We start from the raw sequence: 10,494 nt of genomic DNA on the forward strand, positions 1-10,494 counted from the left end.
ACCCTAATGAATATTACAATTTATGATGTAGCAAGAGAAGCCAGTGTATCGATGGCTACAGTGTCACGTGTAGTGAATGGAAATCCGAATGTAAAACCAGCAACAAGAAAGAAAGTAAACGATGTAATTGAGCGCCTGGGCTACCGTCCCAATGCTGTTGCCCGCGGACTTGCGAGCAAAAAAACGACAACGGTCGGCTTAATTATTCCCGATATTTCAAATATCTTTTATGCGGAGTTAGCGCGTGGGATTGAAGATATTGCGACAATGTACAAATATAACATCATTCTAAGCAACTCTGATCAAAACGAAGAAAAAGAAATGCACTTGATTCAAACGATGCTTGGCAAACAAGTAGATGGCCTCATTTTTATGGGCAATCATATTAATGACGAGCATGTAAAGGAATTTGACCGTTCGCCTGTGCCAGTTGTATTGGCAGGATCTGTCGAAAAAACAGGAAAAATCGCTTCCGTTAATATCGATTACAAAGAAGCGGCAAAAGAAGTCGTTCAGTCGTTTATTGACAACGGCCACAAGAAAATTGCGTATGTCGCAAGTCCGTTCCACGATGTCATTAGCTCGGAGTATGCGCTTGCCGCATATAAAGAAACGCTTGAACAAGCAGGTCTTTATAATGAAGAGCTTGTAGTAGAAGGCGATTACACGTATGATTCCGGCATTGAAGCATGGGAAAAATTAAACGAAGCGGCTGAACGTCCAACGGCTGTTTTTGTGTACAATGATGAGATGGCTCTTGGTGTCGTTCACGGAGCACAGGATGCCGGGCTGTCTGTTCCGAATGATTTAGAAGTGATCAGCTTTGATTCGACAAAGCTTTCTCTTATGGTTCGTCCTCAGCTGACAGCGGTTGCGCAGCCTCTATATGATATTGGTGCTGTGGCTATGCGCTTGTTAACAAAACTAATGAACAAAGAAGAAGTGGAAAACCCGGTAGTGGTTCTGCCGCACCGTATTGAAAAGCGGGGGTCGACAAAAGCATAATAAAAAACGGAGGCGGAGTGTCATACAATGAAAAAGCTGGACATGTTAACACCGGTCGGAATGGCGATCGGCTTAACACTTATTGCGTTTGCTGTTGTTTCTAACAGCGGTGCTTCAGGATTTGCCTCATTTGTTGATTTTGCTTCGTTTTTAATTGTGATTGGCGGCGTAACAGCCGCTTTACTTATCAACTTTCCCCTTAAAGATATGAAACGGTTCTTTTTTGTAATGAGAGAATCCTTTATGGAAGCACCGCACGACATTCCGGCCCTGATCAACCGGCTCATTCATTTATCTGATAAAGCCCGTAGAGAAGGGCTTTTATCATTAGAAGCGAACCTGCAGCAGGAGGACGAGCCTTTTTTGCGAAAGGGTATCTTACTGGCGGTTGACGGAATCGAGCAGGAAGAGCTGATCGATATTATGACAGCTGAAGTGGATGCGCTTGAGGACCGTCACCGCAAAGGAAGGCTTATCGTAGAAAAAGCAGGCGAATACGCGCCTTCATGGGGAATGATTGGGACGTTGATTGGTCTCGTCTTAATGCTGAAAAACCTGAATGATCCAGCGTCTCTCGGACCGAATATGGCCATAGCCCTTCTCACTACGTTGTACGGCTCTCTTTTAGCGAACCTGGTGTTTTTGCCAATGGCATCGAAACTGGAGCTGAAAACAGAAGAGGAAGTGTTTTACCGGCAAATTGTGATTGAAGGGGTAGCGGCTATTCAGTCCGGACAAAACCCGAATATGATTCGCGAAAAGCTCAGCGTCTTTTTAAGAGATGACTCGTCTGAAAAACAAAAGAAAAAAGGCGAGGCGGCTGAAGGATGAAACGGAAAAAAAGACCAGTCCAGTCAAAAGCATCAGGTGCGCCAAAATGGATGGTTACCTTTTCAGACTTAGTGACGCTGATACTCGTTTTTTTCATTCTGCTGTTTTCTATGTCGCAAATCGACAATGTGAAATTTCAGTCGATGGCTAATTCTTTTCGACAGCAGGCCGCATTTGATGAAAATCCTTCCATTGTTCCAGGGGACTACCCGAATGAACAGCAGCAGGCGGGCGGCCAGTCGGACCTGGATGAATTGTATGAAAAGGTGCAGTCATTCCTGAAGGAAAACAGCCTCGAACAAACAGCAGATGTAACACGGGATGAGCGGGGCGTTGTCCTTGTGTTAAACGAACAATTTTTGTTCGGAAGCGGCGAATCGGAGCTTATGCCGGTTTCATATCCTTTTTTAGATGGAATAGGCGCTCTGTTTAAAGGTTTGCCCAATATGATCAAAGTAGAAGGACACACAGACAATGTGCCGATTCAGGATGAACGCTATCCATCTAACTGGGAGCTGTCTTCTGCCCGGGCGTCAAGTGTGATCCGCTATTTTATTGAGGAGCATGCACTGTCTCCGGCCCGCTTTATGGCGGTGGGCTACGCAGACACACGCTCCATTGCGCCGAACAGCTCAGAAGAAAACAGGCGAAAAAACAGACGGGTGGAAATGATTATTATGGACCCGGATTTAGAAGAAAAAACCGAACAAGCACCGCCTGATCGATAGGCAGTGCTTGTTCGGTTATTTTTTTTGATCACGAATCGGATACAGCAGCTTTTCAACGGTTAATTGATTTTTTTCTGTTATTTCGCTTTTTCTTGGGATGGCTGGGTACATGTCCGCTGGATCATTCCACGAAGAAGGGAGAGGATGAGGTGCATTGGGCTGCCATTTCGTGATCCACTCCTGCGGGAAGGATTCCGCTAAATGCTGCTGTCCGGTCATCTCAAGCCAGAGCAGTGACCATGCACGCGGAACGACCCGCCAAATGTCGTAGCCGCCGCCTCCAACCGCAATCCAGCGGCCGTCGCAATATTCATGGGCAATCTCATGCGCAAGCGCAGGGATTTTCCTGTAAATATCCATCGTTGCCGATAAATGAGTGAGTGGATCGTAGTAATGGGCATCGGCTCCATTTTGCGTGAGAATGACGTCCGGTTTGAAAAAGTGTGCCACTTCACGGAGAGTCGTTTCATATGAATGAAGCCAGGACTCATCTTCCGTAAAAGCATCAAGCGGTACGTTAAATGAGTAGCCGTAGCCTTGGCCATGTCCCCGTTCATTTACATTCCCTGTGCCGGGAAACAAGTACCGGCCCGTTTCGTGAATCGAATAAGTGGCGACCTCCGGATCATCGTAAAAAGACCATTGAACACCGTCGCCGTGATGCGCGTCTGTGTCGATATACAGAACACGGGCTTTGTAAGTATCTTGCAAATATTTGATCGCGACGGAGCTGTCATTATAAATGCAAAATCCTGAAGCCTTGCCTCTGAAGCCGTGATGCAGTCCCCCGCCGAGATGAACAGCGTGGTTTGCCTGGTCTTTCATCACCATGTCAGCGGCCGTTAGCGTGCCTCCTACAAGGTATGCGCTGGCTTCGTGCATATCCTTAAACATCGGGGTATCCTCCGTGCCGAGACCATAACCTTCTCCCGCCGATTCCGACAGTTCACCACGACCGGCTTTTTTCACAGCTTCCACGTATTCGCGGTCGTGAATACGTGTCAGCTCTTCATCGGCTGCCATTCGCGGTTCGATGATTTTGCTGTGATCGAGTGCACCTAATTGATGAAGTAAATCGATGGTCAGCGTCAGACGAAATTGGTTAAAGGGGTGATGTTCTGAAAAACGGTAACGCAAGAGCTGGTCCGAATACACGAAAACAGCATCGTGCTTCATGTGCAGACTCCGGGCATGTTTGGCCAAAGCACATGATGGCCTGCTTTTTTCAAATCATCGATCACCCCGACCGGATTCATGGTGCGAATACGCAAAACAATGACTTTATGTGTGTCTGTTTCCCGGTCTGGATACACGAGAACACTTTGCACATTTACTCGTCTTTGCTGCATGACTTGTAAAATGTCAAACAGTACACCGGATTTGTTCTCAACCCGAATTTCAATGCGGGAACCGGGCTGATGGACACCCGTTAATTCAACAAATGTATGAAGAACATCCGTTTCTGTAACGAGACCGATCACCTCATTATTTTGAACAACAGGCAGACAGCTGATATTATGCTCATACAAGGTGGCAGCGACGTCTTCTACAAAATCAAGCGGGTGAGCGGTAATCACGTTAGTTTCCATAATAAGGCTTAACGGTTTGTTTAATTCCTCTGCGCCATTTTCCTGTTTTAAAATCGATGGCGTAGCATCCTTGATGTCCCGGTCGGTTACAAGACCAGCCAGTAGCCCCTGTTGATCCAAAATAGGGATGTGGCGAATTTTATGATCACGGCAAAGCTGAAGCGCATGGGCGATCGTATCCTCGGGGGCAAGCGTATGTATGTCGATTTTCATGATTTCTTCTACGATCATGATCAAACACCTCCTTTTAATACATGAACCGGTTCATAAAACGAATCTGGTCAAATTTTTGAATGGATTCGGGATCTACCTTTGATCCGATTCGGACCATCAGACAATTCGCAGGGTGGGAGCTGATTTCGGGATCATCTGTTGCGTACCAGACAAGACCGCCAGCATTCATCATTTTCTCCATAATCTTGCGGTATTCCCACACGTTCAGCCCTGTACCCTTTAAATCCCAATGCCAGTAATATTCAGTTGTAATCGTAATGTATTCTTCCATTTGCGCATCCATCATCGCTACACGCAGCATCGTCTGGCCAACATGAGCGCCTCTGTATTCAGAGGCGACTTCAATGGCGCCAAGCTCAATCAGGTTATCAAGATTTGCTTCCGACCAGCGTTCAAGCGGATCGGGATACAGAAACGTGACATAACCGACGATCGTCTGGTCTTTTCTGGCAATAATAATGCGTCCTTCCGGAAGGCCGGCAATTTCAATTAACGCTTCATGCTGCTGCGGGGGCTGCCTGAAAGCGACAAGTCCTTCATGAAAATCGTATGCCGCAAGCGCTTCAGGTGAAACCGGGCCTTCGATAGTCAGCGTGCCGGCAGGAGTATCAGCATCCTTTGAATAAAATGTTTTTTCGTGCTTCATTTGGTCACCGCCTTATTCAGTCTCTATATCCTACATTATACAATAATGCCTGTTAAATAAAGCGTTTTCAATAAACTTTCAGAGAATCAACAAAACTTTAAAAATTCATTTTGAATAAATTGTGAAAAAAATGGATGTGTTATATAATGAGGGGGCACGAACCATACATAAGGGGGAATCGGTTTATGAAATTGGAAGCGCTATCAGCTGTGCAAGGGAATTATAATTTAAAAAGTTATGATGACACGTACGCTTCTTTTGATTGGAAAGAAGCAGAAAAAGCTTTCTCGTGGTTTGAAACGGGGAAAGTGAATGCGGCATATGAAGCGATTGACCGTCATGCCGAATCTGAAAGAAAAGACAAAGTGGCACTTTACTACCGCGATGCAAACCGAAATGAGCAGTATACGTTTGCGCAAATGAAAGCAAATTCAAACAAGGCAGCGAATGTATTAAAAGAATACGGAAATGTCGTAAAAGGGGATCGCGTTTTCGTTTTTATGCCCCGATCGCCTGAGCTTTATTTTGCTGTAATCGGTGCGATTAAAGCAGGTGCCATCGTTGGACCGCTGTTTGAAGCTTTTATGGAAGGTGCTGTTCGTGACCGGCTGGAAGACAGTGAAGCCAAATTGATCATTACAACGCCTGAATTGCTTGGACGCATTCCGGTTGGTGACCTGCCGAACCTCGAAAAGGTGCTTGTGGTGGCAGACCAGGTGGAGGAAGATGACAAACATGTTGACTTTCTGGCCAAATGGAAAGAAGCTTCGGATCAATTCGACATTGAATGGGTGGACCGGAACGACGGCATGCTTCTTCATTACACATCCGGATCAACAGGCAAGCCTAAAGGGGTCTTACACGTACATAATGCAATGATTCAGCAATATCAGACGGCGAAATGGGTGCTGGATCTTCAGGAGGACGATGTGTACTGGTGCACAGCCGATCCGGGCTGGGTAACGGGAACAGCGTACGGCATCTTCGGTCCATGGCTGACAGGATCAACAAACGTCATTGTTGGGGGACGCTTCAGTCCGGAAGCATGGTATGGGACAATTGAAGAGTATGGCGTTACCGTTTGGTACAGTGCTCCGACTGCTTTCCGTATGCTGATGGGAGCGGGCGATGAAGTCGTGAAGAAATTCAACCTTTCGTCTCTGCGTCACATTTTGAGTGTAGGCGAGCCGCTTAATCCCGAGGTAGTCCGCTGGGGGAAAAAAGTATTTGACCTCCGAATTCACGATACGTGGTGGATGACGGAAACAGGTGCACAGGTTATTTGTAACTATCCGGCTATGGATATCCGTCCAGGGTCAATGGGCAAGCCGATTCCGGGGGTTAAAGCGGCAATTGTGGACGATCAGGGCAATGAACTGCCGCCAAACCGAATGGGGAATCTGGCGATCAAAAAAGGCTGGCCTTCTATGATGGAAACAATCTGGAACAACGAAGCCAAATATGAATCATACTTTATGCCGGGCGACTGGTATGTGTCAGGCGACTCCGCTTACATGGACGAAGACGGCTATTTCTGGTTCCAGGGCCGTGTAGACGATGTAATTATGACTGCCGGTGAGCGCGTAGGGCCGTTTGAGGTCGAGAGCAAGCTCGTCGAACATCCGGCGATCGCAGAAGCTGGTGTCATCGGAAAGCCGGATCCAGTGCGGGGCGAAATTATTAAAGCGTTTGTGGCGCTGCGCGACGGTTATGAGCAATCAGATGAATTAAAAGAAGAAATTCGTCAGTTTGTGAAAAATGGACTTGCTGCACATGCTGCACCGCGTGAAATTGAGTTCCGTGACAAGCTGCCAAAAACACGCTCGGGTAAAATCATGCGCCGTGTCTTGAAAGCATGGGAGCTCGACTTGCCAACAGGAGACCTTTCGACAATGGAAGATTAATGGTAGGAGCTTGAGGCAAAAGGTTTTGAATAGAAGAGAAAGCCGGACACTCGTGTGAAAATCTCGTAGGTGTTCGGCTTTCTTTTTTGATCTTGAAGGGGATGAGTCCTTTAGTGGGGAGGACAAGCAGCTGATAAAACCAAAACAAGAGCATGAGGAACGGGAAAGAACGTACCATTCTGTCCTGCATTCGAGAAAGAGAAGCTTCTTCTCATCCAGCTGCTCGTTAGTTTTTGAAAATAAGCCATTTTCAATCATTTTTATCCTCACTGTTTTATTAGAACAACCACGGGCGCAGGGAGGCCGGCGAAGACTCCCGCTGGACGAGCGGACAGGCTGAAACAGCCACGGTCTTTGGGCTGGTTCAGCGTTCGCCCAGCAGGAAAGCGGAGCCGGCAGCCCGGAGCCCCTGTATGTGCTTTTCCAGAAAAAGAAAAGAATAAAGGCTTTCAACTACTGGGTTGTTCGAATTCACTGTCTGCCCTCACCGCTATGTCTCAGACTCTTATTTACTCTGAGATGAAAATTCTTATTTGACAAACGAAACGGTGCGGGCTAAAATGTGATTTATATTTAAATAAACAAGCAATGAACGGAATAAGTAGTCTCCTGTCCCTGTTTTAAAGAGAGCTTTCGGCTGGTGGAAGAAAGCACAAACAGTGAGATGAATTACCTCCCGGAGCTTTCACCGCGAAGGAATAGTAGCGGCTGACGTCTGCCGTCGTTACCGGTTTAGAGTGGAGAATGGTTTCTCAAGCTTGGGTGGTACCGCGCGTAAAAGCGTCCCTGCATATGTTGCAGGGGCGTTTTTTTGTTTGAATAAGGAGGAAATAACATGGAATTTTTAGAAGAGTTGAAATGGAGAGGGATTGTCTACCAGCAAACGGATGAAGAAGGCATTGAAAAAATGCTGAGCGAAGAAAAGATTGCTCTTTACTGCGGTGTGGACCCAACTGCTGACAGTATGCATATCGGGCATCTGCTTCCTTTTTTAACGCTGCGCCGCTTTCAAAACCATGGCCATAAACCGATCGTCCTGGTGGGCGGGGCGACAGGTACGATTGGGGACCCGAGTGGCAAAAAAGAAGAGCGCTCTTTGCAGACGATGGACCAGGTGCAAAAAAATGTAGACGGCTTGCGTGCGCAGCTGGAAAAAATCTTTTCAGTCGAAGGCGATAATGGTGCTGTTTTAGTTAATAACTACGACTGGATCGGTAAGATGGATGTTGTTACCTTCCTGCGTGATTTCGGAAAGAACATCGGTGTGAACTATATGCTGGCGAAAGATACCGTCTCGTCACGCCTTGAAAGCGGCATTTCGTTCACAGAATTTGCTTACACCATTTTGCAGGCGATGGATTTTTACTACCTTCACAAAAATTACAGATGCCGTATGCAGATTGGCGGAAGCGACCAATGGGGCAATATTACAACGGGTCTTGAAATGATTCGCAAAATGAATCCAGAAGGGGATCAGGCATTTGGATTTACGATTCCGCTTGTCACAAAGGCGGACGGAACCAAATTTGGGAAAACGGAAAGCGGCGCAATCTGGCTTGATCCGGAAAAAACATCGCCATATGAGTTTTACCAATTTTGGATTAACACAGCGGATGCAGATGTCATCCGGTACTTAAAGATTTTTACGTTTCTTTCAAAAGAAGAAATTGACTCATTGGAAGCTTCTATGAAAGAGGAAGCGCATCTACGTAAAGCACAAAAGGCACTGGCCGAAGAAATGACGCGTCTTATTCACGGACAGGAAGCGCTGGACCAAGCCATCAATATAACAAAAGCACTGTTTAGCGGTGACATTAAATCATTATCTGCCAGTGAGATCGAGCAAGGGTTAAAAGGGGTGCCGACCTTTGAAGTGGCAGGTGAACTTCCAAGCATTGTCGATCTGCTTGTTGATGCGGGCATTTCTCCATCAAAACGACAGGCACGGGAAGATGTGCAAAATGGAGCTGTATCGATCAATGGCGAAAAAATGACAGACACCGCTTACGTATTGTCAGAATCAGATAAGATGGACGGCCGATTTACGGTGATCCGACGCGGGAAAAAGAAATATTTCTTCATTCAATACAGCCATTAAAGATTGGCCGATAAAAATGTTCGTCGTACTCTATAAGAGAAGGTGCAGCCATGATGAAAGTGAAAAGTGATATAAACCGGAAGATTTATTATGCTGGAATTAGTGCGGTCATTGCAGCGATGTGGATGGGGGTTTTATGGGAAAACCCTCATATGCATACAAATCAGGCCGGATTTTTCTTCCACGCGGTTCTGGTGGCTATTATTTCCATCTTGTTGCTTGCCTACCCTGCTTTACCAAATCGTAGCATGCGGATTATTATTATTGCTATGGCATCGGTTTATTTTTATACGCTGTTTTTTTTATATCCGGACACGTGGTCGACCTTTTTGTACATTGCGCTTATTCCGCTCGTGTCCATTTTCTTTTTCGATTCTAAATTGTTTTATTTTTCTCTTGCTTTAAACACGATAGCGCTCACCGTTTTTTTCGTTTTTTCGATATTTATTGATCAAGGGCATGCCTTTACCTTTATTCAAAAGGACCCGGTTGGCAACCTGATCAACTTTTTCGGAAGCCAAATCCTGCTTTACACGCTTTATTACTTAACGCATGAGCGTATGAAAAAGCAGCAGCTTTATTATGAACAGATTCAGCAATCTGAACGAATTAAAACAGCCGGTCAGCTGGCCGCGGCCGTAGCGCACGAAATACGCAACCCGTTAACGGTAGTGAAGGGATTCTTGCAGCTGTATGAGCAGGATTCAAACATCGACCATAACACAAAGGAGCGTTTTTCGTTAATGATTGGGGAGCTGGATGCTGCGGAAGAAGTCATCGCCCAGTTTTTAGCCGTATCTGCACCGGCAAAAGCCGTTACAGTGGAAAAAGTAAATGCAAAGGCAGACTTGCACAGTGTGACAAGTCTGCTTGCTTCATATGGCTTCATGCATCACAATCAAATTGAATTACACGTAGAGGACGAGTGTATGATTGCGGCGAATAGCATGGAATTCAAGCAGCTGTTTGTGAACCTGATTAAAAACGCAATCGAAGCGTCTACGGAAAATTCATCCGTGCGAGTATCGGCCGTGCAAAAGGGGCCTGTCGTTGAAATAGAAGTGAGCGATAGCGGCAATGGCATGACCCAGGAACAGATATTGTCCCTGGGTACACCATTTTATTCATTAAAAAGCAAAGGAACAGGTCTCGGCCTTATGATCTGTTTTAACATTGTGAAGAAATACAATGGAACAATGAAGTTCCAGAGTGAACCTGGAAAGGGAACAACCGTAACCGTCCAGTTTCCTTCATATGATAAATAACAAAAGAACATGTCAATGAAAAGCAGGTGACTACTTCTCTTTTTCAACGCTACTATGCTTGTGCGAACACGGTTCGGGCGGCTTCTGCAGGACTTCGCGTTCGGAGGGGCGGGCGGTGAGCTAACTTTTGTCGCTACGCTCCAAAAGTGGATCTCACCTGACCCGCCTGATCCCTCCCGAGTCTTCGCCCTGCG

The 10,494-nt window shown here is 46.3% G+C and carries 9 protein-coding genes and 1 other annotated feature; of the genes, 6 read left to right on the forward strand and 3 right to left on the reverse strand.

Annotated elements, in window-relative coordinates; all coding sequences use genetic code 11:
* The first annotated feature begins 6 nt into the window (after positions 1-6).
* From ccpA to motS, 3 genes are read left to right on the forward strand one after another with little or no spacing between them, the layout of a single operon-like run.
* Positions 7-1,005 carry a catabolite control protein A gene (ccpA, locus tag BW952_RS17745; protein WP_045851707.1) on the forward strand — a complete coding sequence of 333 codons (999 nt, stop codon included), beginning with the start codon at positions 7-9 and terminating at the stop codon, positions 1,003-1,005.
* Positions 1,006-1,032: 27 nt separating this feature from the next.
* The gene (motP, locus tag BW952_RS17750; protein ID WP_045851708.1) at positions 1,033-1,836 is read left to right on the forward strand and encodes a flagellar motor protein MotP; all 804 of its coding nucleotides are present in this window, start codon (positions 1,033-1,035) and stop codon (positions 1,834-1,836) included.
* A complete protein-coding gene (motS, locus tag BW952_RS17755; protein ID WP_045851709.1) occupies positions 1,833-2,564 on the forward strand; it encodes a flagellar motor protein MotS in 732 nt (243 codons plus the stop codon). Before motP ends, motS begins: the two co-directional genes overlap by 4 nt.
* A gap of 15 nt (positions 2,565-2,579) precedes the next feature.
* Here the strand turns inward: motS and BW952_RS17760 are convergent, their stop codons facing one another.
* Genes BW952_RS17760 through BW952_RS17770 form a run of 3 tightly spaced genes read right to left on the reverse strand, consistent with a single transcriptional unit; the run spans position 2,580 to position 5,033 of the window.
* The gene (locus BW952_RS17760) at positions 2,580-3,740 is read right to left on the reverse strand and encodes an acetoin utilization protein AcuC (RefSeq protein ID WP_045851710.1); all 1,161 of its coding nucleotides are present in this window, start codon (positions 3,738-3,740) and stop codon (positions 2,580-2,582) included.
* The gene (locus BW952_RS17765) at positions 3,737-4,384 is read right to left on the reverse strand and encodes an acetoin utilization AcuB family protein (RefSeq protein ID WP_045851711.1); all 648 of its coding nucleotides are present in this window, start codon (positions 4,382-4,384) and stop codon (positions 3,737-3,739) included. The genes BW952_RS17760 and BW952_RS17765 overlap by 4 nt, the downstream gene beginning before the upstream one ends.
* Positions 4,385-4,400: 16 nt before the next feature.
* Entirely contained in the window at positions 4,401-5,033 is a 633-nt protein-coding gene (locus BW952_RS17770; protein ID WP_045851712.1) for a GNAT family N-acetyltransferase, read from the reverse strand.
* A 185-nt stretch (positions 5,034-5,218) separates the two neighbouring features.
* On the opposite strand from BW952_RS17770, the gene acsA reads away from it, so the two are divergent.
* The 3 genes from acsA (at position 5,219) to BW952_RS17785 (ending at position 10,300) form a co-directional block, all read left to right on the forward strand.
* Complete coding sequence (acsA, locus tag BW952_RS17775; RefSeq protein ID WP_045851713.1) at positions 5,219-6,937, forward strand: acetate--CoA ligase; 1,719 nt, start codon at positions 5,219-5,221, stop codon at positions 6,935-6,937.
* 579 nt (positions 6,938-7,516) lie between these two features.
* Positions 7,517-7,728, forward strand: a binding site (T-box leader).
* Between the two features lie 44 nt (positions 7,729-7,772).
* Positions 7,773-9,035 carry a tyrosine--tRNA ligase gene (gene tyrS, locus BW952_RS17780; protein ID WP_045852633.1) on the forward strand — a complete coding sequence of 421 codons (1,263 nt, stop codon included), beginning with the start codon at positions 7,773-7,775 and terminating at the stop codon, positions 9,033-9,035.
* 50 nt (positions 9,036-9,085) lie between these two features.
* Positions 9,086-10,300, forward strand: a complete 1,215-nt coding sequence (locus BW952_RS17785; RefSeq protein WP_045852634.1) for a sensor histidine kinase — start codon at positions 9,086-9,088, stop codon at positions 10,298-10,300.
* Positions 10,301-10,494 lie beyond the last annotated feature (194 nt).

This window comes from Domibacillus enclensis (assembly GCF_900156125.1).
In the GTDB taxonomy this organism is placed as follows: domain Bacteria; phylum Bacillota; class Bacilli; order Bacillales; family Domibacillaceae; genus Domibacillus; species Domibacillus enclensis.